General features: G+C 69.6%; 14 protein-coding genes. 4 read left to right on the top strand and 10 right to left on the bottom strand.

All coding sequences use genetic code 11. The features are described 5' to 3' along the window. Nucleotides 1–38 precede the first annotated feature (38 nt). A complete protein-coding gene (locus F3J10_RS14740) occupies nucleotides 39–1121 on the top strand; it encodes an MBL fold metallo-hydrolase (protein ID WP_025101457.1) in 1083 nt (360 codons plus the stop codon). Between the two features lie 100 nt (nucleotides 1122–1221). On the opposite strand, the gene F3J10_RS14735 is transcribed toward F3J10_RS14740, so the two are convergent. From F3J10_RS14735 to argS, 5 genes are all read right to left on the bottom strand, one after another. Further along, nucleotides 1222–2823 carry an ABC transporter substrate-binding protein gene (locus F3J10_RS14735; protein ID WP_025101456.1) on the bottom strand — a complete coding sequence of 534 codons (1602 nt, stop codon included), beginning with the start codon at nucleotides 2821–2823 and terminating at the stop codon, nucleotides 1222–1224. A gap of 386 nt (nucleotides 2824–3209) precedes the next feature. Then, complete coding sequence (locus tag F3J10_RS14730) at nucleotides 3210–3995, bottom strand: SDR family oxidoreductase (protein ID WP_025101455.1); 786 nt, start codon at nucleotides 3993–3995, stop codon at nucleotides 3210–3212. A gap of 22 nt (nucleotides 3996–4017) precedes the next feature. Beyond that, the gene (locus tag F3J10_RS14725; protein ID WP_013699532.1) at nucleotides 4018–4659 is read right to left on the bottom strand and encodes a thiol:disulfide interchange protein DsbA/DsbL; all 642 of its coding nucleotides are present in this window, start codon (nucleotides 4657–4659) and stop codon (nucleotides 4018–4020) included. 46 nt (nucleotides 4660–4705) lie between these two features. Further along, nucleotides 4706–5533, bottom strand: coding sequence for an SPOR domain-containing protein (locus tag F3J10_RS14720; RefSeq protein ID WP_167242378.1), 828 nt, complete (start codon nucleotides 5531–5533; stop codon nucleotides 4706–4708). Between the two features lie 92 nt (nucleotides 5534–5625). Next, nucleotides 5626–7410, bottom strand: a complete 1785-nt coding sequence (argS, locus tag F3J10_RS14715) for an arginine--tRNA ligase (protein ID WP_167242377.1) — start codon at nucleotides 7408–7410, stop codon at nucleotides 5626–5628. A 197-nt stretch (nucleotides 7411–7607) separates the two neighbouring features. On the opposite strand from argS, the gene F3J10_RS14710 reads away from it, so the two are divergent. Continuing rightward, complete coding sequence (locus F3J10_RS14710; protein ID WP_025101452.1) at nucleotides 7608–7931, top strand: DUF1840 domain-containing protein; 324 nt, start codon at nucleotides 7608–7610, stop codon at nucleotides 7929–7931. A 136-nt stretch (nucleotides 7932–8067) separates the two neighbouring features. Here F3J10_RS14710 and metH read toward each other — a convergent pair whose 3' ends face one another. The 5 genes from metH to F3J10_RS14685 all read right to left on the bottom strand — a co-directional run bounded on the left by metH (nucleotide 8068) and on the right by F3J10_RS14685 (nucleotide 15286). After that, on the bottom strand, nucleotides 8068–10785 hold the full coding sequence (metH, locus tag F3J10_RS14705; protein ID WP_166912892.1) for a methionine synthase: 2718 nt from the start codon (nucleotides 10783–10785) through the stop codon (nucleotides 8068–8070). A 62-nt stretch (nucleotides 10786–10847) separates the two neighbouring features. Next, complete coding sequence (locus F3J10_RS14700; protein WP_025101450.1) at nucleotides 10848–11912, bottom strand: homocysteine S-methyltransferase family protein; 1065 nt, start codon at nucleotides 11910–11912, stop codon at nucleotides 10848–10850. A 218-nt stretch (nucleotides 11913–12130) separates the two neighbouring features. Further along, nucleotides 12131–12388, bottom strand: coding sequence for a DUF3567 domain-containing protein (locus F3J10_RS14695; RefSeq protein WP_013699526.1), 258 nt, complete (start codon nucleotides 12386–12388; stop codon nucleotides 12131–12133). Nucleotides 12389–12647: 259 nt separating this feature from the next. Beyond that, entirely contained in the window at nucleotides 12648–13961 is a 1314-nt protein-coding gene (locus F3J10_RS14690; protein ID WP_167153363.1) for a DUF3108 domain-containing protein, read from the bottom strand. Between the two features lie 317 nt (nucleotides 13962–14278). Further along, nucleotides 14279–15286, bottom strand: a complete 1008-nt coding sequence (locus F3J10_RS14685; RefSeq protein ID WP_025101448.1) for an IclR family transcriptional regulator — start codon at nucleotides 15284–15286, stop codon at nucleotides 14279–14281. Nucleotides 15287–15304: 18 nt separating this feature from the next. Between F3J10_RS14685 and F3J10_RS14680 the strand changes: the two genes are divergently transcribed. Continuing rightward, nucleotides 15305–16297: a fumarylacetoacetate hydrolase family protein gene (locus F3J10_RS14680; protein ID WP_166916945.1), complete on the top strand. Its 993-nt coding sequence runs from the start codon at nucleotides 15305–15307 to the stop codon at nucleotides 16295–16297. A gap of 65 nt (nucleotides 16298–16362) precedes the next feature. Beyond that, complete coding sequence (locus tag F3J10_RS14675) at nucleotides 16363–17250, top strand: enoyl-CoA hydratase/isomerase family protein (RefSeq protein ID WP_167242376.1); 888 nt, start codon at nucleotides 16363–16365, stop codon at nucleotides 17248–17250. Nucleotide 17251 lies beyond the last annotated feature (1 nt).

Genomic DNA, 17251 nt, shown 5'->3' with positions numbered 1-17251 from the left:
GCCGCGCCAGGCGGCCCATGAAGAACCGACGAGACGCCATGAACGCATTGGAACACCAACTCGACTACCCGTTCGCCGACACCCTGCCCGCCGCGGGCGAGTTCCTGGAGGTCGCGCCGGGCGTGCGCTGGCTGCGCATGCCGCTGCCGTTCTCGCTCGACCACATCAACCTGTGGCTGCTGCGCGACGAGATCGACGGGCAGGCGGGCTGGACCGTGATTGACTGCGGAATTTCGTCGGACGAGATCCGCCGCCACTGGGAGCAGGTGTTCGACACGCATCTCGATGGCCTGCCGGTGCTGCGCGTGCTGGTCACGCATTGCCATCCCGACCACCTCGGCCTGGCCAACTGGATCTGCGAGGGCGGCGAGCGCCGGCGCTGGCAGGTGCGGCTGTGGATGACGCTGGGCGAATTCATGTTCGGCCAAGTGATGGCGGCCGGCAACGGCTCGAACGCGGGCGGTGCCGCCGCGGCCGAGCACTTCGCGCGCCACGGCCTGACCGACCAGGCCAAGCTCGACAAGCTGCGCAACCGCAACAGCTACTACTCGGACCTGGTGCCCGCCGTGCCGGCGCGCTATCGGCGCCTGCGCGAGGGCGACACGCTCACCATCGGCGCGCGCCGCTGGCAGGTGGTGACGGGCTTCGGCCATTCTCCCGAACATTGCGCGCTGCACTGCGCCGACGAGGCGCTGCTGATCTCGGGCGACATGGTGCTGCCGCGCATCTCGACCAATGTCTCGGTGTTCGACCTCGAGCCGGAGGCGAACCCGCTCCAGCTCTATCTCGACTCGCTCGGCCGCTACGAGCCGATGGCCGCCGACACGCTGGTGCTGCCCTCGCACGGCAAGCCGTTCCGCGGCGTGCGCACCCGCATCGGGCAGTTGCGCGAGCATCATGCGGCGCGGCTCGACGAGGTGCGCCAGCTCTGCGCCGAGCGGCCGGCCAGCGCCGCCGACGTGGTGCCGATCATGTTCCGCCGCCGCGAGCTGGACGTGCATCAGCTGACCTTCGCGCTGGGCGAGGCGATCGCGCATCTGCACCTGCTCTGGCACGCGGGGGAATTGCGGCGCGAGGTGGACGAAGCGGGCGTGTTCCGCTTCCGGCCGGCGCGGGGCTGAGGGCAGGCGGCCCGGCGCATCGCGCGCGCGGGCCGGGTCGAGACAGCGGGCAAGCGAGGCGGAGGAATCCGTCGCTCGCCCGCGACAGCGGCGGGAAGGCTTACTGCACCGCGACCGTATCGAAGTGCTGGCGCCCGAACGGGCTGACGTGATAACCGCTCACGTTCGGCCGCGTGATCGCCGAGGCGGTCGGGTAGCCGAGCGGGATCCACAGCGCCTGGTCGTGGATGATCTTCTGCGCGGCTTCATAGGCCTTGGTGCGCTTGGCCAGGTCCGGGGTTTCCTTGCCGTCGGCGATCAGCTTGTCGAGCTGCGGATCGCAGTAGCGCGCGAAGTTGATGCCCGACTTCACCGCATTGCAGCTGAACAGCGGCGACAGGTAGTTGTCCGGATCGCCGTTGTCGCCGGCCCAGCCCATGAACAGCATGTCATGCTGGCCGAGCTTGGCCTGCTTGATCAGCTCGCCCCACTCGATCACCTTGACCTCGGCCTTCACGCCGATCTTGGCGAAATCGGCCTGCAGCAGTTCCGCGCCGGCCTTCGGGTTCGGGTTCAGCACGCTGCCCGTCGGGCGCACCCAGATGGTGGTCGAGAAGCCGTTCGGGAAGCCCGCCTGGGCCAGCAACTGCTTGGCCTTGGCCGGATCGTAGGGATAGGCCGAGATCGACTTCGCGTAGCTCCAGGTGTTGGGCGGATACGGGTTCACGGCCGGCGTCGCGGTATTGTCGAACACCACCTTCAGGTAGGTCGCGCGATCGAAGGCGAGGTTCAGCGCCTCGCGCACCTTCGGGTTGTCGAGCGGCTTGTGCTCGGTGTTGAGCGCGACGAAGGCGGTCATGAAGGCCGGCGTCTCGACCACCTTCAGCGCCTTGTCGGCCTTGGCGGCGGCCACGTCCTGCGGCTTGGGCGACAGCGCGATCTGGCATTCGCCGGCCTTGACCTTCTGCGCGCGCACCGAGGCGTCGGGCGTGATCGCGTAGATCAGGCGGTCGACCTTGGGCTTGCTGCCCCAGTAGCTCGGGTTCACCTCGTAGCGGATCAGCGCGTCCTTGGTGTAGCTCTTCAGCACGAAGGGGCCGGTGCCGACCGGCTTGGCGTTGAGGTCCTGCTGGCGGCCCGCCTTGAGCAGCTGGTCCGCGTATTCGGCCGAGTAGATCGAGGCGAAGCCCATCGTCAGGATCGGCACGAAGGTCGCGTTCGGCTCGTTCAGTTCGAACTTCACGGTCTGCTCGTCCACCTTCGAGACCGACTTCACCAGCTTCACCAGGCCCATCGACTGCGCGTGCGGGAAGCCGCTCGCGCCGGCCACCTTGTGCCAGGGATTGTCGTTGTCGAGCATGCGGCTGAAGGTGAACACCACGTCGTCGGCGTTCAGGGCGCGCGTCGGCTTGAAGTCCTCGGTGGTCTGGAAGGCCACGTTCGGGCGCAGGTGGAAGGTCACGGTGCGGCCGTCGGCGCTGACGTCCCACTTGTCGGCCAGCGAGGGCACCACCTTCTTGCTCGCCTCGTCGTAGGACACCAGCGTGTTGAAGATCACGTCGGCCGAGGCGTTGGTGGTGACGAGCGAGTTGTACTGCACCACGTCGAAGCCGTCCGGGCTCGCTTCGGTACAGACCGTGAGCGGCTTGGCCAGAGCGATGAGCGGGGCGGCGGCGAGCGGGGCCGCAATCAGCGCGGCGGCGGCGAACGTCGTGAAACGCATGAGATCTCCCACGTGGCAGTGTCTGTTATCGGCGTGCCGGGCGGCGACGGCCATGCAGCTCCCGGGCATCGGTCGACTAGCATACCGTCAAAGCGCGCCGGGCGTGAGCGCGTATCAGAAAGGCGTCGGCCATCGCGGCGCGGCGCCTGCCGGGGCGGAGAAGGGCGCCGCGAAGGCGCCCGGATCGACGTGGCGCCGGCGCCATCGCGGGCTTGCGAGGTGGGATCGGCCGGGCTTCGGTGATGGAGCCGGCGTCTTCGCGAAGTCGCGCGAGCCGGCAGAGCTTCGGCCCCGGAGCGGGCGTCGTCGCGAAGCCGCGCGTGACCGGCAGGGCTTCCGCCCGGGAGCCGGCGCCGTCGCGAGGTCGCGCGCGAGCCGGCCGGGCCTCAGCCCTCGGCCTTGGGGCCCGGCGCGCGCGGCTTGCGCGGCGCCTTCTCGAACAGGCGGTCGTAGAGCCAGCGCGGCGCGACATGCAGGATCTTCGCGACCAGGCCCATCTGCCAGGGAATCACGCGGAACGCGTCCTGCGCCGCGATGGCGCGCAGCGCGCGCTCGGCGAAGCGCTCCGCATCCATCAGGAAGGGCATCGGATAGGGATTGTGCTCGGTCATCGGCGTGCGGATGTAGCCGGGCGCGATGGTGACCACGCCGACCCGCGAGGGCCGCAGCTCGACGCGCAGCGCCTCCAGGTACTTGATCGCCGCCGATTTCGAGGCGCTGTAGGCGCCCGAGCCGGGCAGGCCGCGCACGCCGGCCACGCTCGCCACGCCGACCAGGGTGCCGCGCCGCGCGGCCTTCATGGCCGCCACGAAGGGCTCGAAGCTGGCCACCATGCCGTAGTAGTTGACGTCCATGATCTCGCGGAAGGCCGCCAGGTCGCCTTCGCCGGTGATCGCTCCCTTGCTGATGCCGGCATTGGCGATCACCACGTCGGGCCAGCCGTGCGCGGCCACGAAGGCGTCGGCCGCGGCCTGCAGGGCGGCGGCGTCGCGCACGTCGGCGGGATGGATCGAGATGGGAAGATCGGGATGGCGCCGCGCGAATTCGGCGAGGCTCTCGCCGCGGCGGGCCACCAGGCCGAGCGTGGCGCCCTGGCGGGCATAGGCCTCGGCGAGCGCGAGGCCCAGGCCGCTCGAGGCGCCGGTGATGAAGACCTTCGGGGGAGCGGTCATGCCGGCGCCTCGGGCGTGGGGATTACAGCTTCTTGTCCTTGACCTGCTGGACGATCCAGTCGAGCACCGGCGGCGTGCCTGCCTCGCTGCCCGTGTAGGACGGACCCGACTTGTACTTGCCCTGGATCACGATGGTCGGCACGCCCTGGATGTCGTAGGTCTTGGCCAGTTCGCCCGACTGCTTGACCTGCCCCTGCACCGTGAACGAGTTGTAGGTGGCCAGGTACTTCTGCTTGTCGATGCCTTGCGTGGCCAGGAAGTCGGCCTGCGCCTGCGGCGTGAGCAGGTAGTTCTTCTGCTTGTGGATCGCGTTGAACACGGCCGGCGTGTCCTTCTCGGCCACGCCGAGCGCGTTGAGCGTGTAGTACATCGCCGAGTGCGGCAGGAAGTCGTCGCGGAAGGCGACCGGCACGCGCTTGAAGACGATGTTGTCGCCCTGCTTCTTGACCCAGGCCTCGAGCGTCGGCTCGAACTCGTAGCAGTGCGGGCAGCCGTACCAGAAGAACTCGATCACCTCGACCTTGCCGGCCGGCGCCGAGATCGGCTGCGGCGACTTCATCACCTCGTAGTCCTTGCCGGCCACCGGCGCGGCCGAGGCGGACTGCGCCACGATGCCGGCCGCCAGGCTCAGGGACAGGAACAGCGTGCTGAACAGTTTTTTCATGTTGGGATTTCGAACGGTTGCATGGGACCGGATCGGGCCGGCCGGCTTACTGTTTCGTGAAGCGGATCACCGCGGTGTCGACACCGGCATCGGACAGCCGCTGGCGCGCGGAGTTCATGTCGTCGAACTTGTTGAACGGGCCGACGCGCACGCGATAGTACGTGACGCCGCTGACATCGCGCTTGGAGACCTTCGACTCGAAGCCCTGGAAGCCCAGGCGCGCGCGCTGCTGCTCGGCGTCGGCCTCGGTCTTGTAGGCGCCCACCTGCAGGAAGTAGCCGCTGTTGGCGTCGGCCGGGTTCGCGCCGGAAGTCGGCTTGGCCGGGGCGTTGCCCGCCTGGGCCGAGGAGGTCGGCTTGGCGGCCTGCTGGGCCGGCTTCTGCTGCGAGGACGACGAGGAAGGCGTGGATGCGGTGGCTTGCGGCTTCTTCGCAGGCGGCGTGTTGTCGGCGGGCCTGGGCGCCACGGCGATGCCGTTGTCGTCCGAGGACGGCTGCGGATTGCTGTTCTGCGTGCCGTTCGAACCCGGCACCTCGACGATCTGCGGCTCGGGCAGCAGCGGCGGCTGGGTCTGGTTGGCGGCCTGGCCCGGCGCGGTATTGGGCGGGGCCGGCTGGGCGGCCTGCGGCACCGGCTGGCCCGGCGTCTTGCCCTGCAGCGCGCGGTTCGGGTCGAACTGCTGCGGCTGGCTGGCGCCGCTCGCGCCGTTGTCGGCCGGCGGGGCGACCTTCGAGACGAACGGCGAGGGCGCGCGCGTGATGTAGAGCGCGACCACCACGGCGATCGCGAGGCCGACGATCAGGCCCAGCACGATGCCAAGAAAGGTTCCTCCGGCTTGTTTCGACGGTTTCGACGTGCGGCGCGGTTGTGCCATTGCTTGAGTCACCTGCTAAAAGAGTCGTGAAACGGGATTCGTGGCACGGTCGCGCGCGGCGGCGCGACCGTCTGGAGCCCGGCCCGGCGGCTTTACATCTTGCTCGGCGAGGACACGCCGAGCACCGCGAGACCGTTCGCGAGCACCTGGCGCGTCGCGGCCAGCAGCGCGATGCGCGCGGTGCGTTGCGCCTCGTCGTCGACGAGCACGCGCTCCGCATTGTAGAACGAGTGAAACTCGCCCGCGAGGTCGCGCAGGTAGAAGGCCACCGCGTGCGGCGCGAGTTCGCCGGCCGCGTGCGTGAGCATCTCGGGGTACTCGGCGAGCTTCTGCAGCAGCGAGGCGGCCGGCTTGCTGTCGAGCGGGGAGAGGTCCGCGCCCGGCAGGATCGCCTCGTCGGCGCCGTGGCGCGACTTCCACTCGTTGAGCACCGAGCAGATCCGCGCATGCGCGTACTGCACGTAGTAGACCGGATTCTCGTCGTTCTGCTTCAGCGCGAGATCGATATCGAACACGAATTCCGTGTCGGCCTTGCGAGAAATCAGGAAGAAACGCACCGCGTCGCGCCCGCGCGTGATGATGGCCTCGTCGAGCTGCTCGGGCGAGACCTCCGCGTCCGGCGTGGCGCCGCCCGACCATTCGATCAGGTCGCGCACCGTCACGTAGCTGCCGGCGCGCTTGGAGAGCTTCACCTCCTGGCCGTCGCGCATCACCGTCACCATCTTGTGCAGCACGTAGTCGGGATAGCCCTTCGGGATGCCGATGTGCAGGCCCTGCAGGCCGGCGCGCACGCGCGCGATGGTGCCGTGGTGGTCCGAGCCCTGGATGTTGATGACCTTGGTGAAGCCGCGCTGCCACTTGGCCACGTGGTAGGCGACGTCGGGCACGAAGTAGGTGTAGGTGCCGTCGGTCTTGCGCATCACGCGGTCCTTGTCGTCGCCCTCGTCGGTGGTGCGCAGCCACAGCGCGCCTTCCTGCTCGTAGGTCATGCCGGCGTCGACCAGGGCCTGCACCGTGCTCTCGACGCGGCCTTCCTGGTACAGCGAGGATTCCAGGTAGTACTGGTCGAAGCGCACGCCGAAGGCCTTCAGGTCGATGTCCTGCTCGCGGCGCAGGTAGGCGACCGCGAACTTGCGGATCGCCTCGATGTCCTCGATGTCGCCCTTGCCGGTGACGGGCTCGCCGTCGCTGGCCGAGACCGTGGCGCCGGCCAGGTAGTCGCGCGCGATCTCGGCGATGTACTCGCCGTTGTAGGCGGCCTCGGGCCAGTCGGCGTCACCGGGCTTGAGGCCGCGCGCGCGCGCCTGGGTCGACAGCGCCAGGTTGCCGATCTGCACGCCGGCGTCGTTGTAGTAGAACTCGCGGTGCACCGCGTAGCCCTGGCTGGCCAGCACGTTGGCCAGCACGTCGCCGAGCGCGGCCTGGCGGCCGTGGCCGACGTGCAGCGGGCCGGTCGGGTTGGCCGAGACGAACTCGAGCAGCACGCGGCGCCCGGCCTCGTGCGCGGAGCGGCCGAAGGCCTCGCGCTCGGCGAACACCGCGCCGATCACGGCCTGCTTGGCGGCCGCGGTGAGGCGCAGGTTGATGAAGCCGGGGCCGGCGATCTCGGCGGCCTCGACCAGCCCGGCCGCCGACGGATGGGCCGTCACGGCCGCCACGATCCTCTCGGCCAGCTGGCGCGGGTTGGTGCCGAGCGGCTTGGCCAGCTGCATCGCGACGTTGCAGGCGACGTCGCCGTGGGCGGCCGCCTTGGGGCGCTCCAGGGTGATCGTCGGCGCGACGAAACCGGCCTCGGATTCGCCCTTCAGGGCCTGGACGACCTGCTTCACGCTGTCGGCGAGCAGGGTTTCGAGTATGTGTTTTTGAGCGGGCAGCATGCTGTCGGGAATGGTGGTTGCCGGCAGCCCGGGCGGGCGGCTCCGGCGGCGCGCCGGGGCGCGCGTTTCAGGAATCGCTGAATTTTAACAGGTGCTAAACTGCCGCTCAGACGCAAAGCGTCGGCGCGACCCCAACTCAAGCGCGCCAGCCGGCCCCGGCGCCGGTACGCACAACAAGCTGAAAGGAAATTGCGATCATGATTACGTTCAAGAGCAAGGCGGCACAGGACCTCGACGTGCTGAAGGATTTCGCGGTGTATGTGCTGGGCATCGTCGGCAAGCCGCTGGGCGAGCGCGGTGTCATCACCCACGAGGAGCTGGACGGCGCGATCGCCCGGCTCGAGGCGGTGACCGACCAGGCGCGCCGCGCCAGCGCCGAGCACGGCGGCCACTTCCACGAGGAAGAGGTCGACCACGCCCACCACGAGGTCGCGCCGAGCGTGGCGCAGCGCGTGGCCCCCTTCCTCGGCATGCTGCGCGCGGCCAGGGAACAGAACGCCGACGTCCACTGGGGGTTCTGAGCCCCGGCAGCGGCCTCGCCGCCCAGCAAAAAGCCCGCTTCGAGAAGCGGGCTTTTTTGTGCCTTGGCGGGCGCGGTGAGGCGGGCGCGCGGCCCGTCGATTCGTCAGAGGATTGCAGCCGCCGCAGCAGCCGGCTTCAGAGCAGCGGCGCCAGCGCGCGACGGGCGTCCGCGTCCGACAGCGACATGCGCACCGCGAAATCGGCCACCTGGTCCTCGCCGATCTTGCCGACCGAGAAATAGGTGCTGTCGGGGTGCGCCAGGTAGAAGCCCGAGACGCTCGCGGCCGGCAGCATCGCCAGCGACTCGGTCACGCTCATGCCGATCTCCTCGGCGCGCAGCACGTCGAACATGGCGCGCTTGACGAGGTGGTCCGGGCAGGCCGGGTAACCCGGCGCCGGGCGGATGCCGCGATACTTCTCGGCGATCAGCGCCTCGTTGTCGAGCGTCTCGCCGGCCGCGTAGCCCCACAGTTCGCGCCGCACGCGCGCGTGCATGGCCTCGGCGAAGGCTTCCGCGAAGCGGTCGGCCAGGGCCTTGAGCATGATCGCGCTGTAGTCGTCGTGGTCGGCCTCGAACTGCTTCTCCTTGGCGTCCACGCCCAGGCCCGCGGTGACCGCGAACAGGCCGATGTAGTCGGCCACGCCCGAATCCTTGGGCGCGATGAAGTCGGCCAGCGAGCGGTTCGGCCGCATCACGCCGTCCACCACCGGGCGCTCGCTCTGCTGGCGCAGGTTGCTCCAGCGCATCGCCACCTCGGTGCGCGTGTCGTCGGTGTAGATCTCGATGTCGTCGTCGCCCACGGTGTTGGCGGGCAGCAGCGAGAGCACGCCGTTGGCGCTCAGCCAGCGGCCCTGGATCAGGCGCGAGAGCATCGACTTCGCGTCCGAGAACACGCGCCGCGCCGATTCGCCGACGATCTCGTCGTTGAGGATCGCCGGGTAGGGGCCGGCCAGGTCCCAGGTCTGGAAGAACGGGCCCCAGTCGATGTACTGGGCCAGCTCGGTCAGGTCGTAGTTCTTGAACACGCGGCGGCCGATGAACTTCGGCTTGACCGGCTGGTAGCCGCTCCAGTCGATCGGCGTCTTGTTGGCGCGCGCGGCGGCCAGCGTGACCATCGGCGTCTTCTTCTTGTTGGCGTGCTGGTCGCGGATCCGGTCGTATTCGCTCTTCAGGTCGTCGAGATAGCGCGTGGCGCCCTCGTCCGAGAGCAGGCTGGAGGCCACCGACACCGAACGCGAGGCGTCCGGCACGTAGACCACCGGGCCTTCGTAGTGCGGGGCGATCTTCACCGCGGTGTGCACGCGCGAGGTGGTCGCGCCGCCGATCAGCAGCGGGATCTTCTTGACGCGGAAATAGTCGTCGCGCTGCATTTCCGAGGCGACGTAGGCCATCTCCTCCAGGCTCGGCGTGATCAGGCCGGAAAGGCCGATGATGTCGGCGCCCTCGACCTTCGCCTTGGCGAGGATCTCGTTGCAGGGCACCATCACGCCCATGTTGACGACCTCGAAGTTGTTGCACTGGAGCACCACCGACACGATGTTCTTGCCGATGTCGTGCACGTCGCCCTTGACGGTGGCGATCACGATCTTGCCCTTGGCGCGCACGTCGCCGCCGGCCTCGGCCAGGCGGCGCTTCTCCTCCTCGATGAAGGGGATCAGGTGGGCCACCGCCTGCTTCATCACGCGCGCCGACTTCACCACCTGCGGCAGGAACATCTTGCCCTGGCCGAACAGGTCGCCGACCACGTTCATGCCGTCCATCAGCGGGCCTTCGATCACGTTGATCGGGCGCCCGCCCGCGGCGTCGATCGCCGCGCGCGCTTCCTCGGTGTCCTCGACGATGAAGTTGGTGATGCCGTGCACCAGCGCGTGGGCCAGGCGCTTCTCGACCGGCTGGTTGCGCCATTCGAGGTTCTCTTCCTTCTTGGCCGCGCCGGTCTTGAACTTGTCGGCCACTTCCAGCAGCCGGTCGGTGGAATCCTCGCGGCGGTTCAGGATCACGTCCTCGACGCGCTCGCGCAGCTCGGCGTCCAGGTCGGCATACACGCCGAGCTGGCCGGCGTTGACGATGCCCATGTCCATGCCGGCCTGGATCGCGTGATACAGGAACACGGTGTGGATCGCCTCGCGCACCGGGTCGTTGCCGCGGAACGAGAAGGACACGTTCGACACGCCGCCGCTGATCTTCGCGTGCGGCAGGTTCTGCTTGATCCAGCGGGTCGCCTCGATGAAGTCGACCGCGTAGTTGTTGTGCTCCTCGATGCCGGTGGCCACCGCGAAGATGTTCGGATCGAAGATGATGTCCTCGGGCGGGAAATCGCATTCCTCGACCAGGAACTTGTAGGAGCGGGTGCAGATCTCGGTCTTGCGCTCGAAGGTATCGGCCTGGCCCTTCTCGTCGAAGGCCATCACCACCGCGGCCGCGCCGTAGCGGCGGATCAGCCGCGCGTGATGGCGGAACGGCTCCTCGCCTTCCTTGAGCGAGATCGAGTTGACGATCGCCTTGCCCTGCACGCACTTGAGGCCCGCCTCGATCACTTCCCACTTCGACGAGTCGATCATGATCGGCACGCGCGCGATGTCGGGCTCCGAGGCGATCAGGTTCAGGAAGCGGACCATGGCCGCCTTCGAATCGAGCATCGCCTCGTCCATGTTGATGTCGATCACCTGCGCGCCGTTCTCGACCTGCTGGCGGGCCACGGCCAGCGCCTCGTCGTACTGGCCGTTCAGGATCATTCGCGCGAAGGCCTTCGAGCCGGTCACGTTGGTACGTTCGCCGACGTTGATGAACAGGGTGCCTTCGGTGACGTTGAACGGCTCGAGGCCGGACAGGCGCATGGTGTGATCGGTCATGGCGGGGCGGATGCGTATCGGTTTGGGGGGCGGCGCGACGGATGCGGCGGGCGGCTCGGGGCTCAGGCGGCTTCGCTGTACTGCGAGGGCCAGCGGCGCGGCTTGACCTCGGCCAGCGCGCGGGCGATCTCGGCGATGTGCGCGGGCGTGGTGCCGCAGCAGCCGCCGGCCAGGTTCACCAGGCCGGCCTGGGCGAATTCCTTGAGCAGGCTCGAGGTCACGTCGGGGGTCTCGTCGAAGCCGGTTTCGGCCATCGGGTTCGGCAGGCCGGCGTTCGGGTAGCAGGACACGTAGGTATCGCAGAGCTTGGCCAGCTCGGCGATGTACGGGCGCATCAGCGCCGCGCCGAGCGCGCAGTTCAGGCCGAAGGTGAGCGGCCGGGCGTGGCGCAGCGAGTTCCAGAAGGCCTCGACGGTCTGGCCCGAGAGGATCCGGCCCGAGGCGTCGGTGACGGTGCCCGAGATCATGATCGGCAGGTTCTCGCCGGTGTCCTCGAACAACTGGTCGAGCGCGAACAGCGCGGCCTTGGCGTTGAGCGTGTCGAAGATGGTCTCGACCAGGAACAGGTCGACGCCGCCGTCGAGCAGGGCCTTGGCCTGCTGGTAGTAGGCGTCGCGCAGCTCGTCGTAGGTGACGTTGCGCGCGCCGGGATCGTTCACGTCGGGCGAGATGCTGGCCGTCTTCGGGGTCGGCCCGATCGCGCCGGCCACGAAGCGCGGCTTGTCCGGCGTCGAGTACTTGAGCGCCGATTCGCGCGCCAGACGCGCCGACTCGACGTTCATCTCGACCACCAGGTGCTCCATCTCGTAGTCGGCCTGGGCGATGGTGGTGGCGCCGAAGGTGTTGGTCTCGACGATGTCGGCGCCGGCCGCGAAGTACTGGTCGTGGATCTCGCGGATGGTGGCCGGCTGCGTGATCGACAGCAGCTCGTTGTTGCCCTTGATGTCGCGTCCGAAGTCGGCGAAGCGCTCGCCGCGATAGGCGGCCTCGTCGAACTTGTACTGCTGGATCATGGTGCCCATCGCGCCGTCGAGGATCAGGATCCGGCGCGCCAGCAGCGCGGGCAGGTCGGCGCCGCGCGTGTAGGACGCGGCGGGGGCGGAGCGGGCGGGCAGGGAGGTCGGCATGGCGGACGGACGGCGGATCGGGGAAAACGCCATTGTAGCGGGTGCCGGCATGCCGCGCCGGGCTACCCGGCGCGCGCGCGATTTGTCATTGAAAACCCCCGCACGGCAGGCCGGGCGGGGGTTCGATCAGGAAATGCCGGGGAGGAAGCGGGCCGGCACCGGGCCGGCCTGCCAGCTGTCGCGCACCATCCTGGGGCAGGCGGCGCGCGACGGGCGGATCAGTGCAGGACCACCGGTTGCGTCATCAGGCTGTCGAATTGACCGAGGAATTCGTCCACCTCGTCCAGCGAGGGCTCGTCCTCGATCAGCTGCTTGACGTGCTCGCGGAAACGCTCGGCCAGTTCGCCATCGATGAAGATCTCGCGCTGCGCATTCTTGTCCACGATTTCGTAGCCACCGGAATTCATTGCGTGATGGCCGACCTGCGGGGCGAACTCGACGACGCAGTAGTTGGGGCTGTTGTAGATCATTTGCATGGCGGCACTCCTCTTTGCTGTGGCTGTCAGGCCGAATGCTCCGAAGGTGGGGCGGGCCTGGCCGGTTTCAAGGGGTTGGCGCTGCACGCCCACGTGGATCAGGGCGCATCGGTTAGAGACCGATATCGATGAAACGTTTCCGATTTTCCTCCGGTGCACGGGCAGGGTTGTCAAACATTGTCAACACTGTGACGCAAGTTTACCGGCTTGTGTGCAGCCCCTGGTGACAGCAGGGAAACAGTCGCGAAATCGGTCGAAATTACCGTGCTGGCGAGGCCGCTTGTGGTGCCGATGCGACGGGGCTCGCGGCTTCGGCTGCCGGGGCGGCCGGCATGCCGTCCGACGATACCGGCGCGGAAGCCGCGCCCGCGCCGCTCGCGCCGGCTGCCGGGGCAGCGGTCGAGGCAGGGGCCGGCGCCGACGCGGTGGGCGCGATGCTTGCGTGCGCATCCATCGCGGCCGATTCGTCATACCCGATCCCGCGGCTCGGTGCGCCGCGTCCCTGCCACAGCAATTCGATCTCCGAACCATTCGGCTCGGTCTGCACCAGGCGCACCGGCAGCCAGTCCAGCGAGGGCGCGAGCCAGATGTCGATGCGCCGCGTGTCGCCCTCGCGGCGCGGCAGGCGGCGGAAGTGGCGGGTTTCCAGCGAGCTGGTGGCGGTGCGTATCGTCTCGTCGCCGATCGTGACGATCGGCCAGGTCTCGCCGCTGTTGTTGTCGATGATCCGGAATTCGCGCGCGATGCCGGGGCGATAGACGTCGGGCGCGCCGTGCACCAGGCCCGACAACTGCATCAGCAGGCTGAAGCGGTCCTGCATGCCGTCGGTCAGCGGCAGCGAGTTCGGCGTCCTGGTGAACACCACCTGTTTCGTCTGTCGATTGAAGATCGCGATGTCGGCGGGCTTGCGGCCGCGCTGCTCGGTGTAGCGGTCGGGCGCGATGCCGTAGGCGTCGATGCGGCCCAGGCTCTCGTAGACGAAGGGGCCGACGAAGGGCACCGGGATCTCGATCAGCAGGCGGTAGCGATCGCCCTCGGTGGTCCAGTGGATGGTCGCGGTGCCGTTCAGGTTGCCGTTGAAGTAGGCGCCGTAGCGCAGGTCGCCCGAGGGCGGCGCGATGAACTTCACGCCGCTGGCGGCGGCCGAGGCGGGCACGGCCGCGCTGGCCGTCGCGCTCGCGGCGGCGCTGCCCTGGCCCGTGCCGGCCCCGGCTGCCTGCCCGGCGTCCGGCGGCGCGGTGGCCGGCGCCGAGGGCGCGGTGCTGGCCAGCACCGGCGCCTGGTTGCGCGGCGCGGCCGGAGCGGGTTTGGCGGCCGGCCTGGGCACCGGCTTCGGCGCGGGTTTCGGTGCCGGCGCGGCCGGCGCGGGCGCGCGCTCGATCGGCTGCGGCTTGAGCAGCTCGACCTGTACCGGCGTGTCGTCGCGCGCATCGGGATTGGCCGGCGCGCGATATCCCGCGAACCACAGGCCGGCGATCAGGTGCAGCACCAGCACCAGCGCGAGCGTCAGCCCCGCGCGCAGCCAGCGGCGCGGCGAGAGGCGGGACGATTCGGGCGGCAGGGGCGAGGGCATCGAGCGAGGCTGGTTCGGTGTGTTCAGGGCGTTCGGGGGCGATGGGCTGAATCATCGGCGGGCGATGCCGGTGGCGGGTTCGGCGCGAGGCGGCACGTACCGGCTCGTCGGCCGCCGGATCCCGGGCACGCGGGCCGGTGAAGGCGAGAAGCAGCAAGGAAGCAGCAAGCCGCGTTCCGGCCATGAGGCTCGCGCTTCGCGTGGATGCACGCCGGTTCGCATCCGGCCCGCCGGCGCGACAGGCGCGGCGGCACCGCCCAGCCCGTCCGACCCGATCGCGCGCCGAACGTTCGCGCGCGGCGTTCGGGGCTCCGGTTTCAGGCCTCGCGCGGATCGGCACTGTAGCCGATTTCGTAGGACAGCTTGCGTGCCACGGCGCGCAGCGCGAGGTCGATCTCGCCGCCCCAGGACACGTCGAAGCTGCCCTCGTGGCCCAGCGCGATTAGCCCCAGCGAGAGTTCGCCGAGCGCATCGAACACCGGCATGCAGAAGGCGTGGATGCTCGGCAGCAGCATGCCCTCGACGCGTGCCGCCTGGTGCTCGCGCACCTCGGCGAGCCGCGCCTCCACCTCGGCCGGCGTGCGCGGGCCGTCGCGCGGCGGCCCGCGGCGCGCGTCGGCCAGCTCGCGCTCGAGCATCGCGGCGGTCTTGCCGCGCGGCAGGTAGGCGGCGAACAGCAGGCCGGTGGCCGAGCCGAGCAGGGGCATCACGTCGCCGAGCTTGAGCGAGGCCTTGGCGGGATGGCTCGATTCCATCCAGTGCACCACGGTCGGCCCCTGGTTGCCCCACACGGCGATGCCGAGCGTGAGGTCGAGCTCGTCGCGCAGCGCCGACAGCGCGAGCCGCGCGAGCTTCACGCCGTCGACGCGGGCCAGCCGGGCCAGGCCCATCTGCAGCGCGAAGCCGCCCAGCTCGTAGCGGCCCGAGACGGGGTCCTGCGCCACCACGCCGAGCCGCTGGAAGCTGACCAGGTAGCGGTGCGCCTTGGCCGGGCTCATCTGCGCGCGCTGGGCGAGATCGCGCAGCATCATCGCGCGCGGCTCGGCGGTGAGCACCTCCAGCAGGCGGAAGCCGACCTCGATCGACTGGATGCCGGAGCGGACCTTTTCCTCGGCGCTGTCGTCGGCGAGGTGGTCGGCGAGATCGTCGGTGTTGACCATGGATGGAATGCGATAGGAAGGTGGCGGGCGAGGCGGCGCGGTTCGCCGCGAGGCAGGCGCGGCCGGGCGCGGCGGTGAAGCGGCCCGGGCGGCGCCGTCGCCCTGGGCGGCACGGGCTTCGCCGCGCGGATTCACCATCGTAAAATAGTTTCCCTCCATCGTCACTACACGGACTTCCCCTCCATGAAACTTGCTTCGCTGAAGGACGGCACGCGCGACGGCCAACTGATCGTGGTGTCGCGCGACCTGCAGACGGCCGCGATCGCCGAGACGGTCGCGCCGACGCTGCAGCGCGCGCTCGACGACTGGGCGTTCCACGCACCGCAGCTTCGCGAGCTCTACGATGCGCTCAACCACGGCCGCGCGCGCCGCGCCTTCGCCTTCTCGGCCGCCGACTGCATGGCGCCGCTGCCGCGCGCCTACCAATGGGCGGACGGCTCGGCCTACCTCAACCACGTCGAGCTGGTACGCCGCGCGCGCGGCGCCGAGATGCCCCCCGAGTTCCTCAGCGATCCGCTGATGTACCAGGGCGGCAGCGACGATTTCCTCGGCCCGCAGGACGACATCGTCTGCGCCTCGGAGGACTGGGGCATCGATTTCGAGGCCGAGGTGGCGGTGGTGACGGGCGACGTGCCGATGGGCGCGAGCGCCGACGAGGCGCTGCGCGCCGTGCGGCTGGTGATGCTGGTCAACGACGTGTCGCTGCGCAACCTGATCCCGGCCGAGCTCTCGAAGGGCTTCGGCTTCTTCCAGGGCAAGCCCGCGACGGCCTTCTCGCCGCTGGCGGTGACGCCCGACGAGCTCGGCGAGCACTGGCGCGGCGGGCGCCTGGAGCGGCCGCTGCTGGTGAGCTGGAACGGCAAGCGGGTGGGCCAGGCCGAGGCCGGCGTCGACATGAATTTCCATTTCGGTCAGTTGATCGCGCACGCGGCGAAGACGCGCAACCTGCGCGCCGGCACCATCGTCGGCTCGGGCACGGTGTCGAACCGCGATGCCGGGCGCGGCTACAGCTGCATCGCCGAGAAGCGCTGCCTAGAGACCATCGAGCACGGCGCGCCGCGCACCGAGTTCATGCGCTACGGCGATCGCGTCAGGATCGAGATGCTCGACGCGGCCGGCAAGTCGATCTTCGGCGCGATCGAGCAGGCGGTGTCGCCGCTCGACGGGCAGGCCTGAACGCGCGGCGGGCCGGCCGCCTGCCGGTTTGCCCCGATCATCACGAGAAGAACCAGGAGACAGACATGAGTGAGCGTGAATCCGCCGGGCTGGAAGCCTATGCCGGCTACCAGTCGCTGCGCCTCGCGCGCCATCCGCACGGCATCCTCGAGATCGTGATGAGCGGCGCGGGCGCCAACCGCAGCAACCTGGCCACCGCCGACGCGCGCATGCATCGCGAGCTGGCCGAGATCTGGCGCGACCTCGACCGCGATCCCGAGGTGCGCGTGGCGCTGATCCGCGGCGAGGGCAAGGGTTTCTCGGCCGGCGGCGATCTCGGCCTGGTCGAGCAGATGGCCGACGATTTCGAGGTGCGCACGCGGGTCTGGCACGAGGCGCGCGACCTGGTCTACAACCTCGTCAACTGCGGCAAGCCGGTGGTCTCGGCGATGCACGGGCCGGCGGTCGGCGCGGGGCTGGTGGCGGGCTTGCTGGCCGACGTCTCGATCGCCGCCAACACGGCGCGCATCATCGACGGCCATACGCGGCTGGGGGTGGCCGCCGGCGATCACGCGGCGATCGTCTGGCCGCTCTTGTGCGGCATGGCCAAGGCCAAGTACCACCTGCTGCTGTGCGAGCCGGTCAGCGGCGAGGAAGCCGAGCGCATCGGCCTGGTCTCGCTGGCGGTGGACGAGGCCGAGCTGCTGCCGAAGGCCTTCGAGCTGGCCGAGCGGCTCGCGCGCGGTTCGCAAAGCGCGATCCGCTGGACCAAGTACGCGCTCAACAACTGGCTGCGCCTGGCCGGGCCGAGCTTCGATACCTCGCTGGCGCTCGAATTCATGGGTTTCTCCGGGCCCGACGTGCGCGAGGGGATCAGCTCGCTGCGCGAGCGGCGCGCGCCCGATTTCGACGGCGGCCCGGGCGGCTCCGGCGGCACCGGCGGCACGGGCAGCGGCGGGGCTGGCGGCGCCTGAG

Source organism: Burkholderia sp. Cy-637, from assembly GCF_011753175.1.
Taxonomy (GTDB): Bacteria; Pseudomonadota; Gammaproteobacteria; order Burkholderiales; family Burkholderiaceae; genus Burkholderia; species Burkholderia gladioli.
This window is presented reverse-complemented; position numbering and strand designations above follow the sequence as displayed.

Bases quoted from the DNA above. Each gene is read 5' to 3' on its own strand.
- argS (WP_167242377.1), bottom strand. From the start codon at position 7,410: ATGCTGCCCGCTCAAAAACACATACTCGAAACCCTGCTCGCCGACAGC.
- F3J10_RS14675 (WP_167242376.1), top strand. From the start codon at position 16,363: ATGAGTGAGCGTGAATCCGCCGGGCTGGAAGCCTATGCCGGCTACCAG.
- F3J10_RS14730 (WP_025101455.1), bottom strand. From the start codon at position 3,995: ATGACCGCTCCCCCGAAGGTCTTCATCACCGGCGCCTCGAGCGGCCTG.
- F3J10_RS14720 (WP_167242378.1), bottom strand. From the start codon at position 5,533: ATGGCACAACCGCGCCGCACGTCGAAACCGTCGAAACAAGCCGGAGGA.
- F3J10_RS14690 (WP_167153363.1), bottom strand. From the start codon at position 13,961: ATGCCCTCGCCCCTGCCGCCCGAATCGTCCCGCCTCTCGCCGCGCCGC.
- F3J10_RS14700 (WP_025101450.1), bottom strand. From the start codon at position 11,912: ATGCCGACCTCCCTGCCCGCCCGCTCCGCCCCCGCCGCGTCCTACACG.
- F3J10_RS14740 (WP_025101457.1), top strand. From the start codon at position 39: ATGAACGCATTGGAACACCAACTCGACTACCCGTTCGCCGACACCCTG.
- F3J10_RS14710 (WP_025101452.1), top strand. From the start codon at position 7,608: ATGATTACGTTCAAGAGCAAGGCGGCACAGGACCTCGACGTGCTGAAG.
- metH (WP_166912892.1), bottom strand. From the start codon at position 10,785: ATGACCGATCACACCATGCGCCTGTCCGGCCTCGAGCCGTTCAACGTC.
- F3J10_RS14680 (WP_166916945.1), top strand. From the start codon at position 15,305: ATGAAACTTGCTTCGCTGAAGGACGGCACGCGCGACGGCCAACTGATC.
- F3J10_RS14695 (WP_013699526.1), bottom strand. From the start codon at position 12,388: ATGCAAATGATCTACAACAGCCCCAACTACTGCGTCGTCGAGTTCGCC.
- F3J10_RS14735 (WP_025101456.1), bottom strand. From the start codon at position 2,823: ATGCGTTTCACGACGTTCGCCGCCGCCGCGCTGATTGCGGCCCCGCTC.
- F3J10_RS14725 (WP_013699532.1), bottom strand. From the start codon at position 4,659: ATGAAAAAACTGTTCAGCACGCTGTTCCTGTCCCTGAGCCTGGCGGCC.